The organism is Pseudomonas marginalis, from assembly GCF_900105325.1.
Lineage (GTDB): Bacteria > Pseudomonadota > Gammaproteobacteria > Pseudomonadales > Pseudomonadaceae > Aquipseudomonas > Aquipseudomonas marginalis.
In genome coordinates this window covers 1,057,638-1,078,165 of the sequence record NZ_FNSU01000001.1, presented here as the reverse complement: position 1 = coordinate 1,078,165, position 20,528 = coordinate 1,057,638, and the positions used below count along the sequence as shown (strand labels likewise).

Here is a 20,528-nt window from a genome sequence, read left to right as displayed (position 1 = left end):
GTTGCGAGTAAATAGCTGAATTCGGCATGGGCGGCTAGCTTAGCGGATGCAAGCGGCCGCGCACACCCGGAGCGGTCAAACCTTGGCGGCAGCTGGCGTGGATTTGCTGCGTGGGCGCAACTGGGCGGCAGCCATGGCCGAGTCGGTCACGCCGGTTTCAGCGCGCATACCGGCGGCAAGGAATGGCACCATCAGGCGCATGACCTGCTCAATGGAAGTGTTCACACCGAAATCGGTCTCGGCAATCGCACGCAACGCCTTGATCCCGGACATGCTGAATGCGGCCGCACCGAGCATGAAGTGCACGCGCCAGAACAGTTCGATCGGCGGAATACGCGGGGCCGCTTCGTTGACCAGCAACATATAGCGGCGGAATACCTTGCCGTACATGTCTTCCAGGTAACGGCGCAAGTGGCCCTGGCTCTGGCTGAATGCCAGGCCCAACAGGCGCATGAAGATCGACAGGTCATTGCCGCTGCGTGGCTGAACCACCAGCGCCTGCTCCACGAGCATTTCCAGCAGGTCTTCCAGGGTCGGCTTGTGGTCGGCCTTGGCCTGGCGGCGCTCGAGTTCACGGTCGAGGCTGGCACAGAACGGCCCCAGGAAGCGCGAGAATACCGCCTGGATCAGGGCCTTTTTCGAGCCGAAATGGTAGTTCACCGCGGCGAGGTTGACCCCGGCCTTGCTGGTGATCAGCCGCAATGAAGTTTCAGCAAATCCTTTTTCCGCGAACAATTGCTCGGCAGCATCGAGAATGCGTTCAACGGTTTCCGACTGGGCCATGGATACTCCGCCTGACAAACACTTGTTTGAAACATACGTTTCAGGGTGTGTCTTGTCAAGCCTGCAAGTTCGCTTTCCGGCCGGGCAGTCATCTATTTCATCGCTATTTAATCACATACTCCCAGGTCTGTAGGCAGCGCTATCTCTGCCTTGTAGGACAGTTAACGAATGACCGTCCAGCGGAGGCGTAGAAAAGGATGATTGCCAAGCGCAGTCCACTGTATATAATCCCAGTCACTGTATAAAAAGACAGAGCGATCAACATGCTAAAACTGACGCCACGCCAAGCTGAGATTCTGGCTTTTATCAAGCGCTGCCTCGATGACAACGGCTACCCGCCGACACGAGCCGAAATTGCGCTGGAACTGGGGTTCAAGTCCCCCAACGCCGCCGAAGAACACCTCAAGGCCCTCGCTCGCAAAGGCGCGATCGAGATGACCCCCGGTGCTTCACGGGGTATTCGCATCCCTGGCTTCGAAGCCAAGGCCGACGAATCGACACTGCCGATCATCGGTCGCGTCGCCGCCGGCGCGCCCATCCTGGCGCAGCAGCACGTCGAGGAATCCTGCAACATCAACCCGACCTTCTTCCACCCTCGCGCCGACTACCTGTTGCGGGTACATGGCATGAGCATGAAGGACGTGGGTATCTTCGATGGCGACCTGCTGGCCGTCCACACCACCCGAGAAGCCCGTAACGGCCAGATCGTCGTCGCCCGTATCGGCGATGAAGTCACCGTCAAACGCTTCAAGCGCGAAGGCAGCAAGGTCTGGCTCCTGGCCGAGAACCCTGAGTTCGCCCCGATTGAAGTGAACCTGAAAGATCAGGACCTGGTGATCGAAGGCCTGAGCGTCGGCGTCATTCGCCGCTAAAGGAGGCATCATGCAGCTCGTGCACACCCCCCAACACACACAACTGTCGCTGTTCGAGGCCTTTATGGCCCAACCCCTTGCGCCCATCCTCAAGGAAACGGTCGAGGCGCCCTGGAGCGCCGAACCTGAGGCGTTCAGTGAACTGTCGTTGCGCGGTGCGGCCGGGAGCTGCCTGAGCCTGCTGGCGCCGATCCTTCGTGAACTGAGCGAGGAACAGGATGCACGCTGGTTGACGCTGATCGCCCCGCCCGCCAGCCTGACCCAGGCCTGGCTGCGGGATGCCGGCCTTAATCGCGAGCGCATCCTGCTGCTGCAACCGCGCGGTGCGCAAAGTGCTCAGCAGTTGACCTGTGAAGCCTTGCGCCTGGGCCGTAGCCACACCGTGGTGAGCTGGCTCAACCCGCTGAATGCCACTGCCAAGGCACAGCTGATCAGCGCAGCGCGTACCGGCGATGCACAGAGCTTGAATATTCGATTGGGTTAATTCTGTGTGCCGCAGGCTATCCCTGTGGAGGGGGCCTGTTGTGGTGAGCGGGCTTGCCACAACAGCGAACCCACTTGCCACACTCAGTGAAGAACGCGCGGGCCGTCTTCTTTCTCGGGCTCGCCTTCTGCCAGGCGACCGGCCATCTGCACACCAACGCTCAACATGGCTTTTGCCACTTCCACGTGCTGGCCCTGCAGGAACACCTTGGCGTCCTCGGAAAAATCCAGGATAACCAGAGAACCTTCGTCCTCGGCCCGGCGCAGCTCGATTCGGCCGTCAGGCAACTCAACAATTTCCAGAAAGGACGTCGGCATAAAAGTCTGTTCTCCACGAAAGGCCGGGATTATATCAGTCATCCGCCCGGCCTCGCTGAGGATCTGAAGAGGTTTCTTTACGGCTTGATGAACGGTGCCATGTGAATCCGACCAACGTTCAGCACTCGTTCAAACCTTCACGAAAGCGCAATGCCATCTTTTTCAGCGCCTGACGCCAGCCTTCCAACTCTTCGCGACTCAGTGGCTCGGGCTCTTCCTCTTCCAGCGCCACCGCCACGATCAAGGGCTGGGTCACATCGCCCTTGGGCACATGGGGAACGCGGGGCGGCTGAAACATATCCGCATGGGCCTTAAGCAGACGCGCGACCCAGCTGTCAGGGCTCTGCGCCATTTCCACCAACTCGGCCAGCTCAGGGATCGCCATGCTTTCCAGCACCTCACGATTCATGATCATTTCCGCACGGGGCGAACCGGCCTGGGGCAAGCGGTAGAACCCGGCGATCTCATGACACAAGCCCAGTAACGCACCATACAGGTGGAACAACGCGGCTTCACGCCCGGCCTGGACCAGCGCAATCGCGTTCATCTCCTTCCCCTCCTCGGCACGGCCAAGGGCTTCCAGGGACAAACCCGCAAAATAAATTTTCTGATTGGTACGGGTATAGAGTTCGTTGGCCATAACGGCAATCTCCACAACGAATAAGCGTGATGCTGGCTATGTAGGAGCGAGCTTGCTCGCGAAAAACTTCAGAGCACCGTTCGGTGCCAGGTTTTTCGCGTAATCGTTAACAACCTTCGCGAGCGAGGACCAGGCGTCCTCCTCGTTCCCACAGCAAGCAAAAGCCGTCTATACAGACGGCTTCTAACGTTAACAGACTAGCGGGTCAAGCGCCCTGGCGCTTGTCCTCGACCTTCCACTTGCCACCGTCGTAGAACGCTTTCCAGCCGGTTGGCTTGCCGTCCACTTCGGTCTGCACGTACTGCTCCTTGGTCTTGCGGCTGTAGCGGATCACGGCTGGGCGACCATCCGGGTCCTTCTTCGGCGCGTCACACAGGAAGTGGTACTTCGGATCGATCTCGTCCTTGTGCGGCACGATCTCCAGCACCAACGGCGCTCGGGTCTCGCGATTTTTCGGGAACTGGCTGGCCGCCAGGAACAGGCCCGAGGCGCCGTCACGCAGGATGTAGGTGTCGTTGACCTTCTCGCACTTGAGTTCCGGCATCTTCACCGGGTCCATTTTCGGCGGCGCCGCGTCACCGCTTTTCAGCAGTTTGCGCGTGTTCTTGCAGGTCGGGTTGGTGCAACCGAAAAACTTGCCGAAGCGGCCGGTCTTGAGCTGCATCTCGCTGCCGCACTTGTCGCATTCCAGGCTCGGGCCTTCATAGCCCTTGATGCGGTAACTGCCCTCTTCGATCTCGTAGCCGTCGCAATCCGGGTTGTTACCGCAGATGTGCAGCTTGTGCTTCTCGTCCAGCAGGTAGGCGTCCATCGCCGTGCTGCAGATGGGGCAGCGGTGCTTGCCACGCAGTACCAGCGACTCGGATTCACCCTCGTCGTCGGCGGCGATTTCATCACCCGGCACCAGGTTGACGGTGGCCTTGCAGCGTTCTTTCGGCGGCAGGCTGTAGCCCGAGCAACCGAGGAACACGCCGGTGGATGCGGTACGAATCTGCATCGGACGGCCACAGGTCAGGCACGGGATGTCGGTCATCACCGGCTGGTTGGCACGCATGCCGCTCTCGGGGCTTTCAGCCACTTCGAGTTTTTTCTTGAAGTCGCCGTAGAACTCGTCGAGCACGTTTTTCCAGTCGCGCTCGCCCTGGGCCACGTCATCGAGGTTCTCTTCCATACCGGCGGTAAAGCCGTAGTCCATCAGGTTGGAGAAGCTCTCGGACAGGCGCTCGGTAACGATATCGCCCATCTTTTCCGAATAGAAACGACGGTTGTGCAGCGCGACGTAGCCACGGTCCTGGATGGTGGAGATGATCGCCGCGTAGGTCGACGGACGACCGATACCGCGCTTCTCCATCTCTTTCACCAGGCTGGCTTCCGAATAACGCGCCGGCGGCTTGGTGAAGTGCTGGGACGGGTCGAGCTTGATCAGCTTCAGCGTGTCGCCCTGGGCCATGTCCGGCAGCACATCGTCATCGCCAGGCTTGGCGATCTGCGGCATCACACGGGTGTAGCCGTCGAACTTGAGGATACGGCCCTTGGCACGCAACTCGAAATCGCCCGCACCCACGCTGACAGTAGTGGACAGGTATTGCGCCGGCAGCATCTGGCAAGCCAGGAACTGGCGCCAGATCAGCTCGTAGAGGCGCTCAGCGTCGCGCTCCATGCCACTCAGCTTGCTTGGCTCGGTGTTGGCATCGGAAGGACGAATCGCTTCGTGAGCCTCCTGGGCGCCTTCTTTGCTGCTGTAGACGTTCGGCTTCTCCGGCAGGTACTTCTTGCCGAATTCGCTTTCAATATAGGTACGCGCCATCGCCACCGCGTCTTGCGACAGGTTGGTGGAGTCGGTACGCATATAAGTGATGTAGCCGGCTTCGTACAGACGCTGGGCCATCATCATGGTTTTCTTCACCCCGAAGCCCAGGCGGTTACTTGCGGCCTGTTGCAGGGTGGAGGTGATGAACGGCGCCGACGGCTTGCTGCTGGTCGGTTTGTCTTCACGCTTGACGATGCTGTAGCTGGAGGCCTTGAGCTTCTCCAGCGCGGCCATGGCCTGGGCTTCGTTCAGCGGCTTGAACGCCTCGCCTTTCTCACGGGCCACTTCGAAGCGCACGTTGGCGCCCTTGGCGGTGCCCAGGTCGGCGTGGACTTCCCAGTATTCCTCGGGGTTGAACGCACGGATCTCACGCTCGCGCTCCACCACCAGCTTGACCGCTACCGATTGCACACGGCCGGCGGACAGGCCACGGGCGATCTTGGCCCACAGCAGCGGCGAGACCATGTAACCCACCACGCGGTCGAGGAAACGACGGGCCTGCTGGGCGTTGACGCGATCGATGTCCAGCTCGCCCGGCTTGGAGAAGGCTTCCTGGATGGCTTTCTTGGTGATTTCGTTGAACACCACACGCTTGTAGCGGCTGTCATCACCGCCGATGGCTTCCCGCAGGTGCCAGGCAATGGCTTCCCCTTCGCGGTCCAAGTCCGTTGCGAGATAGATGGTGTCGGCATCCTTGGCGAGCCGGCGCAGCTCTTCGATGACCTTTTCCTTGCCCGGAAGGATTTCGTACTTGGCCTTCCAGCCATGATCCGGGTCCACACCCATGCGCGAGACCAGCTGCTTGCGCGCTTTCTCTTTAGGCGTGAGCACCGGACCTTCGCCCGCAGCCGCCTTGCCGCGCTTGGCGGCAGGCTCCTTGCTGGCGCTAGCCGAACCGCTGGTGGGCAGGTCTCGGATATGGCCGATACTCGACTTCACCACGTACTCGTTGCCCAAGTACTTGTTGATGGTCTTGGCCTTAGCCGGGGATTCCACAATGACCAGCGATTTGCCCATGGATCGGAAAATTCCTGAATTCGAGAAGTGAAAGGCAGTTGGCGCCTGACGCGGCAACGCTATATATAGTGGCAACAAGGTGAGGTCAAGCGCAGCATTCTGCGCGACCTGCCGTTATTGCCCTGAAAAAAGACTGGGTTCGACCTGGACCAAAGCAAAGCGCGGGACCTGCTCGCCGTCAACTTCGACGGTCTCCAGGAACATGCTCAAGGGGCGCACCCAAAAGCCGTAATCGCCATACAGTGCTTGGTAGAACACCACTTCTTCTTCGGTCTCGGAATGCCGTGCCACGCTGAAAACGCGGTACTGCGGACCTTTATAATGTTGGTAGAGCCCTGGTTCGACTTTCATGCTCTGGCCCCCTTACAAAATTTGTTGAAAAAAATATTAAAAATTCCAAAAAACAAAAACCGGGGCACTGGGCCCCGGCTTCCGTCGACTCAACGCTTAGACGCGTTCGAAGACGGTGGAGATGCCTTGGCCGAGACCAATGCACATGGTTGCAACCCCAAGGTTACCGCCATTTTGCTTCATCACGTTAAGCAAAGTGCCGGAAATACGCGCACCGGAGCAACCGAATGGGTGGCCCAGGGCAATCGCACCGCCGTGCAGGTTAACCTTCTCGTTCATCTTGTCGAGCACTTTCAAATCTTTCAGCACCGGCAGGGCCTGTGCAGCGAAAGCTTCGTTGAGTTCGAAGAAGTCGATATCGGAGATGGTCAGGCCCGCGCGCTTCAAGGCTTTTTGTGTCGCCGGTACTGGACCATAGCCCATGATTGCCGGGTCCACACCCGCCACCGCCATCGAACGAATCACTGCCAGCGGCTGGATGCCGAGGTCCTGGGCACGCTGCGCCGACATCACGATCATGCACGAGGCGCCGTCGGTGATTTGCGACGAAGTACCCGCCGTCACGGTGCCGCCCTTCGGATTGAAGGCAGGCTTGAGGGCCGCCAGGCTTTCCAGGGTGGTATCCGGACGAATGGTTTCGTCGTAGTCGAACAGCTTGAGGAAACCGTTCTCGTCGTAGCCGTTCATCGGGATGATTTCATCCTTGAACTTGCCTTCCACGGTCGCCTTGTGGGCGAGCTGGTGGGAACGCACGCCGAACGCGTCCTGGGCTTCACGGGTAATGCCGTGCATCTTGCCGAGCATTTCCGCGGTCAGGCCCATCATGCCCGAGGCTTTTGCCGCGTACAGCGACATGTGCGGGTTAGGATCGACGCCGTGCATCATGCTGACGTGGCCCATGTGCTCCACGCCACCAACCACGAATACATCACCGTTGCCGGTCATGATCGCCTGGGCGGCGGTATGCAGCGCACTCATGGACGAGCCACACAGGCGGCTGACGGTCTGGCCGGCTGCCGTGTGCGGGATCTGCGTCATCAGCGACGCCATGCGCGCGATGTTCCAGCCCTGCTCCAGGGTCTGGTTGACGCAGCCCCAGATCACGTCCTCGACTTCGTTCGGGTCGACCTTGACGTTGCGTTCCAGCAGCTTGCTGATCAGGTGCGCCGACATGTCTTCAGCGCGGGTGTTGCGGTGCATGCCGCCCTTGGAGCGGCCCATCGGCGTACGACCGAAGTCGACAATCACGACGTCTCTTGGATTCAAGCTCATAAATATTCTCGCTCTAGTCGTCTGGGCACTTAACCGAAGAAGCGCTGGCCGTTCTTGGCCATCTCACGCAGCTTCGCGGTCGGGTGGTACAGCGGGCCCAGATCAGCGTATTGATCAGCCAGGGCAACGAACTCGGCCACACCGATCGAGTCGATGTAACGCAGCGCACCACCACGGAATGGAGGGAAGCCAATACCGTACACCAGGCCCATATCGGCCTCGGCGGCGGTTTCAACGATGCCGTCTTCCAGGCAACGCACGGTTTCCAGGCACAGGGCGATCATCATCCAGTTGATGATGTCCTCATCCGACACCTCACGCTGTTCGTAGATGACCGGAGCCAGCACTTCGTGCACCGACGGGTCGGCCACTTTCTTCTGCTTGCCCTTCTTGTCCGCCTCGTAGGCGTAGAAACCCTTGCCGTTCTTCTGGCCCAGGCGCTTGGCCTCGTAGAGCGCGTCGATCGCCGAGCGGCGGTCGTCTTTCATGCGGTCCGGGAAGCCTTCAGCCATCACGTCACGACCGTGGTGGCCGGTGTCGATGCCGACCACGTCCATCAGGTACGCCGGGCCCATTGGCCAGCCGAATTTTTCCATGACCTTGTCGATGCGCACGAAGTCCACACCGGCACTCACCAGCTTGGCGAAACCGCCGAAGTACGGGAACAGCACGCGGTTGACCAGGAAGCCCGGGCAGTCGTTGACCACGATCGGGTTCTTGCCCATTTTCTTGGCGTAGGCAACGGTGGTGGCAATCGCCAGCTCGCTGGACTTCTCGCCACGGATCACTTCCACCAGCGGCATCATGTGCACCGGGTTGAAGAAGTGCATGCCGACGAAGTTTTCCGGACGCTTGAGGGCCTTGGCCAGCAGCGAAATGGAAATGGTCGAGGTGTTCGAGGCCAGGATGGTGTCGTCTTTGACGTGGCCTTCAACTTCAGCCAGTACCGCCTGCTTGACCTTCGGATTCTCGACAACCGCTTCGACCACCAGGTCGACATGGCCGAAATCGCCGTAGGACAGCGTAGGACGAATACCGTTAAGCACTTCAGCCATCTTCGCCGCAGTCATACGACCTTTATCAACGCGGCCGACCAGCAGTTTGGCGGCTTCGGCCAGGCCCTGCTCGATACCGTGTTCGTTGATGTCCTTCATCAGGATCGGCGTGCCTTTGGACGCCGACTGATAGGCGATACCGCCGCCCATGATACCGGCGCCGAGCACGGCAGCCTGTTTCACGTCCTTGGCGATTTCGTCGTAGGCCTTGGCCTTTTTCTTCAGCTCCTGGTCGTTCAGGAACAGGCCGATCAGGCTCTGGGCCGCCGAGGTCTTGGCCAGTTTGACGAAGCCTGCTGCTTCCACTTCCAGGGCTTTGTCGCGACCGAAGTTCGCGGCCTTCTGGATGGTCTTGATCGCTTCAACCGGCGCCGGGTAGTTCGGGCCGGCCTGGCCAGCCACGAAACCCTTGGCGGTTTCGAACGACATCATTTGTTCGATGGCGTTGAGCTTGAGTTTTTCCAGCTTCGGCTGACGCTTGGCCTTGTAGTCAAATTCGCCGCTGATGGCGCCCTTGATCAGGTTCAACGCGGCTTCGGCCAGCTTGTCCGGAGCCACCACGGCGTCGACGGCACCGACTTTCAGTGCGTCTTCGGCACGGTTTTCCTTGCCGGCGGCAATCCACTCGATGGCGTTGTCGGCACCAATGATGCGCGGCAGGCGCACGGTGCCGCCGAAGCCCGGGTAGATGCCCAGCTTGACTTCAGGCAGGCCGATCTTGGCGGTGGCCGCCATGACGCGGAAGTCCGCCGCCAGGCACATTTCCAGGCCGCCGCCCAGCGCGATGCCATTGATCGCGGCAACGGTCGGTACGTTGAGGTCTTCGAAATCGCTGAAAATCTTGTTGGCTTCGAGGTTGCCAGCCACCAGCTCGGCATCGGGCAGCTTGAAGTTGTCGACGAATTCGGTGATGTCAGCGCCGACGATAAACACGTCCTTGCCGCTGGAGACGATCACACCTTTGATCGATGCATCAGCCTTGATGGTGTCTACGGCCTGACGCAGTTCGTTCAGGGTTAGACGGTTGAACTTGTTGACGGACTCACCCTTGAGGTCGAACTTCAGTTCGACGATGCCACTTTCAAGAGCCTTAACCGTGATGGCTTTACCTTCGTAAATCATCAACTGATCTCCACGATATGGAAGCTGAACAGTACACATTGGACGCTGGCCTATGCTTGGACATTGATAATTTCGTCAATGCTCAGGCCAATCCGCCAGGCACACCCGCCAATGCGATAGTCGGGTTTCTGTATGAGCGGTCTGACAGACAAACGCTCAATTCATACGCCCGTTTGATTTGGGTACGCCACCTTCATCCAATTCCGAGCAATTGTCAATCGCTCGAAAGGCTAGGAAAAACGCGACTTTCCAGTCATTTCAGAACCCCGGGGCCAGGCCCGCGATTCGTCAATATTCAACTATTCACGAAATCAATAATGAAAAAGATAGGGAAAACCGCTGTACAGAACCGGATATGCCGCTAGGCTAGCGACAACCGTAACGCGCCTGGATGAACATCCGACGCGGAAAACCCAGATTTACCGGCCTGCCTGGCCAACTCCAGCCCGATGATGCTTTCGGGCTTTTTATTGCCTGGCGTTTGGTATTTTTGTAGGAGCGAGCTTGCTCGCGAAAAATTCAAGGGCGCCGCGTATAACCTGAATACCCGCGTTATCGTTGACGATTTTCGCGAGCAAGCTCGCTCCTACAGAGAGCGGCAGAGGGCAGCATCAGGCCAGGGCCTTGAGCAATGTATCAATGGCGAGCAGGTCGCTCGCCTCGCCCTTCTCTCCCCAGTAAAGGGCGATCATTTGCTTGTCGGCCTCGACCTTGTAGACATTCGCCGGCAGCGTTGCAAAATGCGGCAACAACTTCTCGTCCACACACACTTCGCGCCACTGATTGACCCACACGCCAGGCTCCAGCTGCCAGTAGCTCCAAACGGCCGGCATACTGCCGCGCCGGGGTCGGCAGTACTGCGCACACGGGCTCGGCGGCTCTTGCTTGAGCCAGTGCGGCCACTCCTGGGGCGCCAGTTGCATGGCCAGGCCGATGCGGCGTGCCTCCATGCGCAGGGCCATGCGCCCGCTCTGATGGCGTGATGGGCGCAGCCATGCCAGGGGGCTCAGAACCACGACAAGGATTGACACCACTATCCAGACCGTCATATGTGTACTCCCGATTTTTCTGATGAGCGGATTTGACCTGACGCAACCCTATCCGCTTGAAAGCAGCCATACTGAATCTATTGCAGTCCCCTGGAGGAACGCCCCATGTCCTACGAACATATTCTGGTCGCCGTAGACCTGACCGAAGAGTGCGATCCAGTGATCAAGCGCGCCCGAGCGTTTGCCGTTGCCAGTGGCGCAAAACTGTCACTGGTGCATATCGTCGAGCCCATGGCGATGGCCTTTGGCGGCGACGTGCCCATGGACCTTTCCCAATTGCAGCAACAACAGTTCGACCAGGCCAAGGAGCGCCTTGACCGCCTGATCGTCAAATACCCCGAAGTGACCAAGGAAAACTCCCACCTCACCTACGGCCAACCGCGCCAGGAAATCCACCACCTGGCCAAGGAGCAGCATTGCGACCTGATCGTGGTCGGCAGCCATGGCCGTCATGGTTTGGCGTTGCTGCTGGGTTCTACTGCCAATGATGTGCTGCACGGTGCGCCGTGCGATGTATTGGCCGTCAGACTGGTAAAAACCTCTTAAGGCCACATTTGAACCGCATTTCATATGAAAAAGCCCGGCGCCCATATTAGGGCGCCGGGCTTTTTTATTGCACGAAGGTCACTCAGGCATCCAGCTCGGCCCAACGCTCGACCAGCACTTCCAGCTCCTGGTTCAACGTCTCCAGGGAGGCGATGACCTTGGCGGTTTCCGCCGCCGGACGCAGGTAGAAACCCGCGTCAGCCATTTCCGCTTCTACTGCGGCGATCTGCTGTTCCTTGGCGTCGATATCACCCGGCAAGGCTTCCAGCTCACGCTGCAGCTTGTAGCTGAGTTTCTTCTTGGCCGCCGGTGCCGCTTCCTGGGCCGGTGCAGCCGCTTCCACCGGAGCCACCACAGCGGAGGCCAGGTCGGCCTTGCCGGACTTGCTCTCGGTCACGCCCAACAGGCGCGGCGAGCCGCCCTGACGCAGCCAGTCCTGGTAACCACCGACGTATTCGCGCACCTTGCCTTCACCTTCGAAGACCAGGGTGCTGGTGACCACGTTGTCGAGGAATGCCCGGTCGTGGCTGACCATCAGCACAGTGCCGTTGAAGGTCAGCAGGACCTCTTCCAGCAGCTCGAGGGTTTCCACGTCGAGGTCGTTGGTCGGTTCGTCGAGCACCAGCAGGTTGGCCGGCTTGCTGAACAACTTGGCCAGCAGCAGGCGCGCACGCTCGCCACCGGACAAGGCCTTCACGGGCGTACGCGCACGTTGCGGGCTGAACAGGAAATCACCCAGGTAGCTGAGTACGTGGCGGCTCTGGCCGTCGATATCGATAAAGTCGCGGCCTTCGGCGACGTTGTCGATCACGGTCTTTTCCAGGTCCAACTGATGGCGCAACTGGTCGAAGTAGGCCACGTCGATGCGCGTGCCCTCTTCCACCGTGCCGCTGGTCGGTTGCAGACCATTGAGCATCAGCTTGAGCAAGGTGGTCTTGCCGGTACCGTTGGCACCCAACAGGCCGATACGGTCGCCGCGTTGCAGGACCATGGAGAAGTCCTTGATCAGGAACGGGCCATCCGGGTGATGGAAGCTGACGTTCTCGAGCACCATGACCTGCTTGCCCGACTTATCGGCGGTATCCAGCTGGATATTGGCCTTGCCGGTGCGCTCGCGACGTTCGCTGCGCTCGACGCGCAGGGCCTTGAGGGCACGCACGCGGCCTTCGTTACGGGTACGGCGCGCCTTGATGCCCTGGCGGATCCAGACTTCTTCCTGGGCCAGTTTCTTGTCGAACAGGGCGTTGGCGGTTTCTTCGGCGGACAGCGCAGCTTCCTTGTGCACCAGGAAGCTGGCGTAGTCGCCGTTCCAGTCGATCAGGCCGCCACGATCCAGCTCAAGGATGCGCGTCGCCAGGTTTTGCAGGAAGGAACGGTCGTGCGTGATAAACAGCACGGCGCCCTGGAAATCCTTGAGGGCTTCTTCCAGCCAGGCGATGGCGCCGATGTCCAGGTGGTTGGTTGGCTCGTCAAGCAGCAGCAGGTCGGGCTCGGACACCAGGGCCTGGGCCAGCAGCACACGACGACGCCAGCCGCCGGACAACTCGGCGAGGGTCTTGTCGGCCGGCAGCTGCAGGCGGCTCAAGGTGCTGTCCACCAGTTGCTGCAGGCGCCAGCCGTCACGGGCTTCGAGGTCCTGCTGGACGTGCATCAGCTTGTCCAGGTCGGCTTCGGTGACGCAGTTCTGGGCCAGGTGATGGTATTGCGCAAGCAACTCACCGACACCGTCCAGGCCTTCGGCAACCACGTCGAACACAGTCCGTCCGTCGGCCACCGGCAATTCCTGCGGCAACTCGCCAATCTTGAGGCCTGGGGCGCGCCAGACAGAGCCGTCATCGGGCTTCTGGTCGCCCTTTACCAGCTTCATCATGCTGGACTTGCCGGTGCCGTTGCGGCCGATGATGCACACCCGCTCACCACGGGCGATCTGCCAGGACACCTTGTCCAACAACGGCATAGCGCCGAAAGCAAGGGACACATCGCTGAATTTGAGCAGGGTCATACGCTTCTCCAAAAACTGGGCGCGCATTCTACCTGACTTGAGGGTGGGATGCGGCCAGCATTTTCGCTACCGACACGTTCTGTAGGACATTTCCGGAGAACTTGAACGAACCACCCGGCAAAGCTTTCGCCGGCCGCTGGCAAAAGGCTAAGCTAGGGGCAATCAGTGTCGGCGGTGCCGGTGCTAGTCGTGATTTCTCTGCACGGACGTCTCATGCGCAGTCGCCTTTTCAACTTTTTATCTTGTCTGCTTTTTTCCGCCACCGCCGTTCAATCCGCCCAGGCCGTGGACCTCACCACCCAACGTCAATATTACGATGAAGCCAAACGCGCCCTGGCCAAGGGCGATACCGGCCCCTACATGCAATACAGCCAGGCCCTGGCCGACTACCCGCTGACGCCTTACCTGGCCTACGACGAACTGACCGCCCGGCTGAAGACCGCCAGCAACGAGGAAATCGAACAATTCCTTGCCAAAAACGGCGACCTGCCCCAGGCCAACTGGATGAAACTGCGTTGGTTGCGCTGGTTGGCCGAGCGTGGCGACTGGCAGACCTTTGAAAAGTACTACGACCCCAAGCTCAATTTCGTCGAGCTGGACTGCCTGCACGGTCAGTTCCAACTGACCCACAACTTGAAGGCTGAAGGCTACAAAACCACGGAAAAACTCTGGATGACCGGCAAATCCCAGCCGGCCGCCTGTGATGCCACCTTCAGCCAATGGGCCGCCGACGGCCAACTCACTGAACAAAAAATCTGGGACCGCGCCAAACTCGCCGCCGAAGCACGCAATTACCCGCTGGCCAACAGCCTGGTAAAAACCCTGCCGACCCTGGGCGCCCAGGGCCGCCTGATGGTGGACGTAGCACAGAAGCCCGACATGCTCGGCGACCCGTCGCGCTTCCTGCCGGCCACCGAGGCGATGTCTGACGCCGTCGGCCTGGGCCTGCGCCGCCTGGCACGCCAGGATCCGGACAAGGCCATGGCCCTGCTCGACGGTTACGCCAGCAGCATGCACTTCTCCCGTGACGAAAAAGTGGCAATCGCCCGTGAAATCGGCCTGACCCTGGCCAAGCGCTTCGACCCGCGAGCGCTTGAGGTGATGACCAAGTACGACCCCGAGTTGCGCGACAACACCGTATCGGAATGGCGCCTGCGCCTGCTGTTGCGCCTGGCCCGCTGGGAAGATGCCTACCAACTGACGCGCAAACTCCCGCAGGATTTGGCCACCACCAACCGCTGGCGCTACTGGCAGGCCCGGAGCCTGGAACTGGCCGAGCCGAAAAACCCGCAAGCCCTGGTGCTGTACAAGAATCTCGCGCAGGAGCGTGACTTCTATGGCTTCCTGGCCGCCGATCGCTCCAAGGCTCCGTACCAGTTGAAGAACAAGCCGCTGCTGATGAGCCAGGCGCTGGTCAACAAAGTGCGTAACACCCCGGGTGTGCGCCGTGCCCTTGAGTTCTACGCCCGTGGCCAGATCGTGGATGGCCGCCGCGAGTGGTACCACGTCAGCCGCCATTTCAACCGTGACGAAATGGTCGCCCAGGCCAAGCTGGCCTACGACATGAAGTGGTACTTCCCAGCGATCCGCACCATCAGCCAGGCCCAGTACTGGGATGACCTGGACATCCGCTTCCCGATGGCCCACCGCGACACCCTGGTGCGCGAAGCCAAGGTCCGTGGCCTGCATTCCAGCTGGGTATTCGCCATCACCCGCCAGGAAAGCGCATTCATGGACGACGCCCGCTCCGGGGTCGGCGCCAGCGGCCTGATGCAACTGATGCCCGGCACCGCCAAGGACACTGCGCGCAAGTTCAGCATCCCCCTGGCCTCACCCGCCCAGGTGCTGGACCCGGACAAAAACATCCAGCTCGGCGCGGCTTACCTGAGCCAGGTGCACAGTCAGTTCAACGGCAACCGTGTCCTCGCCTCCGCCGCCTACAACGCCGGTCCAGGCCGCGTGCGCCAGTGGCTACGTGGCGCCGACCACCTGAGTTTCGACGTATGGGTGGAAAGCATCCCGTTCGACGAAACCCGCCAGTATGTGCAGAACGTGCTGTCTTATTCGGTGATCTACGGGCAGAAGCTCAACTCGCCACAGCCGTTGGTGGACTGGCATGAGCGCTACTTTGATGATCAATAAGGTTTGAAGCAGAAATGAAAATGCCCGCATTGAGAGATGCGGGCATTTTTTATGCGCACCGCAACTCAGTGTTCGCTGCTCTCCTCAACCCCATCACTGAACTGCAACGCCGCCAATCGCGCATATAACGGATTGCTCGCAATCAACTGCTGATGCGTGCCCACCGCCACCAGCCTGCCCTGATCCATCACCGCGATACGGTCAGCGTTCTTCACCGTCGCCAGTCGATGGGCGATAACCAGCGTGGTACGCCCTTGCATCAATTGCGGCAACGCTTGCTGGATCAGGTGTTCACTCTGGGCATCCAGGGCACTGGTGGCTTCGTCCAGCAGCAGGATCGGCGCGTCCACCAGCAACGCACGAGCAATCGCCAATCGTTGGCGCTGGCCGCCGGAGAGGCCCATGCCGCCGTCGCCGAGGTGGGTCTGGTAGCCGTCGGGCATTTGCAGGATGAAATCGTGGGCATGGGCGATGCGGGCGGCGGCTTCGACTTGCTCGCGCGTGGCCGCTGGGTTGCCGTAGCGGATGTTCTCCTCGACGCTGCCGAAGAACAGCGCCGGGCTCTGGGACACCAGGGCGAAGTGGCGACGCAGGTCCAGGGGGTCCAGATCGGTCAGCGCCTGGCCTTCAATCAGGATGCGGCCTCGCTGGGGATCGTAGAAGCGCAGCAGCAGGTCGAAAAGCGTCGATTTGCCCGCGCCGGACGGCCCCACCAGTGCCAGGGTTTCGCCGGGGTTGATGGTCAGGTTCAGGCCGTCGATGGCGTAGCTGTCCGGCCGCGAAGGGTAGGAAAAATGCAGGTCCTGCAGCTCCATACGGCCGCTGACGCGCTCGGGCAACTGCACTTTACCCGTGGCCGGCGCCTGGATCTCGTTGCTCGACTGCAACAGCTCACCAATGCGCTCCGCTGCACCGGCGGCACGTTGCAGTTCACCGAGGACTTCGCTCAGGGTACCGACGGCGCTGCCGACGATCAGGCTGTAGAACACGAACGCAGCCAGCTCGCCGCCGGAAATGCGCCCGCTGATCACATCCATGCCGCCGACCCACAGCATCACGCCCACCGCACCCAGCACCAGCATGATCACCAGGGTAATCAACCAGGCGCGCTGGGCGATGCGTTTGCGTGCGGTGGTGAACGCCTCTTCCACGGTCACGGCAAAGCGTTGCTCGTCCTGGACCTGGTGGTTATAGGCTTGCACGGTCTTGATCTGGCCAAGGGTCTCGGACACGTAGCTGCCCACATCAGCAATACGGTCCTGGCTCAGGCGCGACAGGCTGCGCACGCGACGGCCGAAGATCAGGATCGGCGCCAGCACCAGCGGCAGCGCCACCACCACGATGCTGGTGAGCTTGGGGTTGGTGATGAACAGCAGCACGATGCCGCCGATCACCATCAAGGCATTGCGCAGGAACAGCGACAACGACGAGCCGATCACCGATTGCAGCAAGGTGGTGTCGGTGGTCAGCCGCGATTGGATTTCCGAGCTGCGGTTGTTCTCGTAGAAACCCGGGTGCAGGTAGATCAGGTGGTTGAAGACCTGCCGGCGAATGTCCGCCACCACCCGCTCACCGATCCACGACACTAGGTAAAACCGCGCAAACGTGCCCACGGCCAAGCCCAGCACCAGCACCATGAACAGGCCGATGGACTGGTTGAGCAGGTGCGGCGATTGGGTCATGAAGCCCTGGTCCACCAGCAGGCGAATGCCCTGCCCCATGGACAAGGTGATGCCGGCGGTGACGATCAGCGCGACCAGAGCACCGAGGGCCTGCCAGCGGTAGGGCGCGATGAAACGACTGGCCAGGCGAATTGCACGGCGTTGACGGACTGAGAGCATGGAGGGCATCACCTGATCGGAAAGGGTTGGTACCTGCCTGCTTACATGGGGGGAACTTGCGCGAATAACAATGAGTCAGGTTAATTATGCCCGCCGATGCTGGCCCCTAGAGGCTATCGGTCTAACACCCGGCTGGAAATCCACAGCGGTTTCTGGTGGACTGGGTGTTCGAACCGGTGATCTCGTAAGGAGTTGTAACAGCGCGGTCACTCGGGGGTTATACAGTAGGTACACAACCTGATGAGGAGACAGGCCATGACCTTGCAAAACAGCAGCGATGCCAAGATTGAAGTGATCCGCCAACCGCAGCACTTGCCTTGCTCCGTGATCGACGCCCAGGGCCGCGAAGTGCAGATTACCGAAGAGATGATCCAGCAAGCGTGCCGCGAGCTGGAACAGCGACTGGTCAAGCCTGCCCAGCAAGGCTGAAGGGCCTACGCTCTTTCAAACCCGGCCCCGGTGGCCGGGTTTTTTATTCGGTGTTTAAACGGTTGCCGCGCCCAATGCGGACACGATGCGCGCCAACACCGCTGACTCCCCATTCACAATGCGCACCTTCAAGCCGTCGATTTCACGACGCTCCGGATAATGCTTGCGCAGCACGTCGAACGCCTTGCGTTGTTCTTCGACGGTACCCACCAGGCTGCGGCGGAAATCCGCATCATCACGGCGCGGGTCGTACACGCTGCGGCACAACGTCGCCAGCGCCCAGGCCGGATCGGTCGATGCGTTCAAGTGCACTTCGGCCAGCCACGGTTGCGGCAACAAGTCGCCCAACTGAATGCTCGGCTCCTGGCCCAGGTGCCCGCAGAACGCCTGATAGATCTGCGCCGTACCGCGCTGCTTGCCGTCCAGGCTGTAACCGGCAATATGCGGGGTGGCCAACACACACAGGTCGGCCAGGTCGACGTCCACCTCGGGCTCGCCTTCCCAAACGTCCAGCACCGCTTGCAGGTCTTCACGCGCCAGCAGCACATCGCGCAGGGCCGCGTTGTCCACCACCGGGCCACGGCTGGCGTTGATCAGCCAGGTGCCGGGCTTGAGGCGGTTGAGGCGGTCGCGATCAAACAGGTGCCAGGTGGAACCATTGCCGGACTTGGTCAGCGGCGTGTGCAGGCTGATCACATCGCATTGCTCGATGATCTGCTCGAGGCTGACGTAATCGCCGTCTTCGGCGATCTGCCGCGGCGGGTCGCAGACCAGCACGTTCCAGCCCAGGCCCTTGAGCACTTCGATCAGCCGCCCGCCCACTTCACCGGCGCCGACCACGCCATAGGTACGCTGATTGAGGTCGGCGCCTTCGATCTCGGCCAGGGTTTGCAGGCTGCCCAGCACATAGTCCACCACGCCACGCGCATTGCAGCCGGGGGCGCTGGACCACTGGATACCGGCCTGCTTGAAGTAATCGAGGTCGAGGTGGTCGGTGCCGATGGTGCAGGTGCCGACAAAACGCACCTGCGTGCCGTCCAGCAGGGCGCGGTTGACGTTGGTCACCGAGCGCACCAGCAGCACATCGGCCTGTTCGACGGTGGCGCGGTCGATGGAACGGCCGGACACTCGGCGAATCTCGCCAAATCCTTGGAAGAACTCATCGAGCAGCGGGATATTTTCGTCGGCAACAATCAGCATGGCAGGCTCCTTTGGCGGATCAGCAGTGTACAGGGATGCGATCTTCAATGTGGGAGGGGGCTGGCAGGTCGCTTACAAATCCCTAACACAGGTTTTTTCCTGACCGTTACGTCAAGGCGTAGAATCCGCGGCCTTGCACCCTCTTGACTGGACTTGCGTACGTGAACACTGCCACTGCCCCCCTCACCCGCCCCGCCCGCATCAGCCGGGAAGTGGGTGGCCTGCTGACGCTCGCGCTGCCGATCATGATCGGCCAACTGGCAACCACGGCCATGAGCTTCGTCGATGCGGTGATGGCCGGGCGCGTCAGCCCCCAGGACCTGGCGGCGGTGGGCCTGGGCAACTCGATCTGGATTCCGGTGTACCTGCTGATGACCGGTACCCTGCTGGCCACCACGCCGAAAGTCGCCCAGCGCTACGGTGCGGGCCACTACGGCGAAATCGGGCCATTGGTGCGTCAGTCACTGTGGCTGGCGGTGGTGGTCGGCATCATCGGCGCACTGCTGTTGCTTTGCGCCGAGCCGATCCTGCATGCCATGAAGGTCGAGCCGAACCTTATCGCCCCCACCATGGGCTACCTGCATGGCATCGCCGCCGGGATGCCGGCCATCGCCCTCTACTACGTGCTGCGCTGTTTCAGTGATGGCCTGGGCCGCACCCTGCCCAGCATGGCCATGGGCCTGTGCGGGCTGGCGCTGAATATTCCACTGAACTACATCTTCATCTACGGCCACCTGGGCGTGCCGGCCATGGGCGGCGTGGGCTGCGGCTGGGCCACGGCCATTGCGATGTGGGTGATGATGCTCGGCATGGCCGCCTGGACCCGCTGGGGGGCGGCCTACCAGAGCAGCGAACTGTTCAAGCGCTTCGACTGGCCGCAGTGGTCGGTGATCAAGCGCGTACTGGGGATTGGCCTGCCGATCGGCATCGCGATCTTTGCCGAATCGAGCATCTTTGCCGTCATCGCCCTGCTGCTCGGCAGCCTGGGCGCCACCGTTGTGTCGGGGCACCAGATCGCGCTGAACGTCAGCTCACTGGTGTTCATGATCCCCTATTCCCTGAGCATGGCCGTCACCGTGCGCGTCGGCCAGGCCCTGGGGCGTGGCGAGGCGCGTGAAGCACGCTTCGCCGCCGGGGTCGGCATGGGCACGGCGCTGGCGTACGCCTGTCTGTCGTGCAGCCTGATGCTGGTGTTTCGCGAGCAGATTGCGGCGATCTACACCCCGGACCCCATCGTCATACACCTGGCCTCGACGCTGATCGTGTTTTCAGCGCTGTTTCAGTTCAGTGACTCGATCCAGGTCACCGCCGCCGGCGCCCTGCGTGGCTACCAGGACACCCGTGTCACCATGGTGCTGACCCTGTTTGCCTATTGGGGCGTGGGGCTGCCGGTGGGGTACGCCCTGGGGCTGAGCAACTGGCTGGGCGAACCCAGCGGCCCGAGCGGTTTGTGGCAAGGGCTGATCGTGGGCTTGAGCTGTGCGGCGGGGATGCTGCTGGTGCGCCTGGCGCGCAGTGCACGCCGGCGCATTCGCGCCAACAAGGCATAAGCACAACGCGTACCCCTGTAGGAGCGAGCTTGCTCGCGAAAAACCC

At 60.9% G+C, this 20,528-nt stretch carries 17 protein-coding genes; 6 read left to right on the top strand and 11 right to left on the bottom strand.

The window, feature by feature from the left end; translation table 11 throughout:
* Positions 1 to 75: 75 nt before the first annotated feature.
* A complete protein-coding gene (locus BLW22_RS05245; RefSeq protein WP_027604237.1) occupies positions 76 to 783 on the bottom strand; it encodes a TetR/AcrR family transcriptional regulator in 708 nt (235 codons plus the stop codon).
* A gap of 263 nt (positions 784 to 1,046) precedes the next feature.
* Here BLW22_RS05245 and lexA point away from each other — a divergent pair, with 263 nt between their 5' ends.
* Together lexA and sulA are read left to right on the top strand one after the other, a co-directional pair.
* On the top strand, positions 1,047 to 1,655 hold the full coding sequence (gene lexA / locus BLW22_RS05240; RefSeq protein ID WP_003172575.1) for a transcriptional repressor LexA: 609 nt from the start codon (positions 1,047 to 1,049) through the stop codon (positions 1,653 to 1,655).
* 10 nt (positions 1,656 to 1,665) lie between these two features.
* Complete coding sequence (sulA, locus tag BLW22_RS05235; protein WP_027604238.1) at positions 1,666 to 2,139, top strand: SOS-induced cell division inhibitor SulA; 474 nt, start codon at positions 1,666 to 1,668, stop codon at positions 2,137 to 2,139.
* Between the two features lie 83 nt (positions 2,140 to 2,222).
* Here sulA and BLW22_RS05230 read toward each other — a convergent pair whose 3' ends face one another.
* The 7 genes from BLW22_RS05230 to BLW22_RS05200 all read right to left on the bottom strand — a co-directional run bounded on the left by BLW22_RS05230 (position 2,223) and on the right by BLW22_RS05200 (position 10,772).
* On the bottom strand, positions 2,223 to 2,456 hold the full coding sequence (locus BLW22_RS05230; RefSeq protein WP_010212068.1) for a hypothetical protein: 234 nt from the start codon (positions 2,454 to 2,456) through the stop codon (positions 2,223 to 2,225).
* A gap of 118 nt (positions 2,457 to 2,574) precedes the next feature.
* Entirely contained in the window at positions 2,575 to 3,096 is a 522-nt protein-coding gene (locus tag BLW22_RS05225) for a DUF6586 family protein (RefSeq protein WP_027604239.1), read from the bottom strand.
* A 205-nt stretch (positions 3,097 to 3,301) separates the two neighbouring features.
* The gene (gene topA, locus BLW22_RS05220; protein ID WP_065928159.1) at positions 3,302 to 5,923 is read right to left on the bottom strand and encodes a type I DNA topoisomerase; all 2,622 of its coding nucleotides are present in this window, start codon (positions 5,921 to 5,923) and stop codon (positions 3,302 to 3,304) included.
* 114 nt (positions 5,924 to 6,037) lie between these two features.
* Complete coding sequence (locus tag BLW22_RS05215) at positions 6,038 to 6,274, bottom strand: DUF1653 domain-containing protein (RefSeq protein ID WP_027604241.1); 237 nt, start codon at positions 6,272 to 6,274, stop codon at positions 6,038 to 6,040.
* 96 nt (positions 6,275 to 6,370) lie between these two features.
* Positions 6,371 to 7,546 (bottom strand): acetyl-CoA C-acyltransferase FadA, encoded by a 1,176-nt coding sequence (gene fadA / locus BLW22_RS05210; RefSeq protein ID WP_026136849.1) that lies wholly within the window; start codon positions 7,544 to 7,546, stop codon positions 6,371 to 6,373.
* Between the two features lie 29 nt (positions 7,547 to 7,575).
* Positions 7,576 to 9,723, bottom strand: a complete 2,148-nt coding sequence (gene fadB, locus BLW22_RS05205; RefSeq protein WP_065947397.1) for a fatty acid oxidation complex subunit alpha FadB — start codon at positions 9,721 to 9,723, stop codon at positions 7,576 to 7,578.
* Between the two features lie 611 nt (positions 9,724 to 10,334).
* Positions 10,335 to 10,772 carry a hypothetical protein gene (locus BLW22_RS05200; RefSeq protein ID WP_027604243.1) on the bottom strand — a complete coding sequence of 146 codons (438 nt, stop codon included), beginning with the start codon at positions 10,770 to 10,772 and terminating at the stop codon, positions 10,335 to 10,337.
* A gap of 105 nt (positions 10,773 to 10,877) precedes the next feature.
* Here BLW22_RS05200 and BLW22_RS05195 point away from each other — a divergent pair, with 105 nt between their 5' ends.
* Positions 10,878 to 11,318 carry a universal stress protein gene (locus BLW22_RS05195; RefSeq protein WP_027604244.1) on the top strand — a complete coding sequence of 147 codons (441 nt, stop codon included), beginning with the start codon at positions 10,878 to 10,880 and terminating at the stop codon, positions 11,316 to 11,318.
* Positions 11,319 to 11,400: 82 nt separating this feature from the next.
* Here BLW22_RS05195 and BLW22_RS05190 read toward each other — a convergent pair whose 3' ends face one another.
* Positions 11,401 to 13,320: an ATP-binding cassette domain-containing protein gene (locus BLW22_RS05190; RefSeq protein ID WP_065928161.1), complete on the bottom strand. Its 1,920-nt coding sequence runs from the start codon at positions 13,318 to 13,320 to the stop codon at positions 11,401 to 11,403.
* A gap of 213 nt (positions 13,321 to 13,533) precedes the next feature.
* Between BLW22_RS05190 and BLW22_RS05185 the strand changes: the two genes are divergently transcribed.
* Positions 13,534 to 15,462: a transglycosylase SLT domain-containing protein gene (locus BLW22_RS05185; protein WP_065928162.1), complete on the top strand. Its 1,929-nt coding sequence runs from the start codon at positions 13,534 to 13,536 to the stop codon at positions 15,460 to 15,462.
* Between the two features lie 65 nt (positions 15,463 to 15,527).
* Here BLW22_RS05185 and BLW22_RS05180 read toward each other — a convergent pair whose 3' ends face one another.
* Positions 15,528 to 17,312, bottom strand: a complete 1,785-nt coding sequence (locus BLW22_RS05180; protein ID WP_162494265.1) for an ABC transporter transmembrane domain-containing protein — start codon at positions 17,310 to 17,312, stop codon at positions 15,528 to 15,530.
* A gap of 246 nt (positions 17,313 to 17,558) precedes the next feature.
* Between BLW22_RS05180 and BLW22_RS34955 the strand changes: the two genes are divergently transcribed.
* Positions 17,559 to 17,732, top strand: a complete 174-nt coding sequence (locus BLW22_RS34955; RefSeq protein ID WP_027604248.1) for a PA1571 family protein — start codon at positions 17,559 to 17,561, stop codon at positions 17,730 to 17,732.
* A gap of 54 nt (positions 17,733 to 17,786) precedes the next feature.
* Here the strand turns inward: BLW22_RS34955 and pdxB are convergent, their stop codons facing one another.
* Positions 17,787 to 18,932 (bottom strand): 4-phosphoerythronate dehydrogenase PdxB, encoded by a 1,146-nt coding sequence (gene pdxB, locus BLW22_RS05175; RefSeq protein WP_074844495.1) that lies wholly within the window; start codon positions 18,930 to 18,932, stop codon positions 17,787 to 17,789.
* A 161-nt stretch (positions 18,933 to 19,093) separates the two neighbouring features.
* Between pdxB and BLW22_RS05170 the strand changes: the two genes are divergently transcribed.
* The gene (locus tag BLW22_RS05170) at positions 19,094 to 20,482 is read left to right on the top strand and encodes an MATE family efflux transporter (RefSeq protein WP_074844492.1); all 1,389 of its coding nucleotides are present in this window, start codon (positions 19,094 to 19,096) and stop codon (positions 20,480 to 20,482) included.
* Positions 20,483 to 20,528 lie beyond the last annotated feature (46 nt).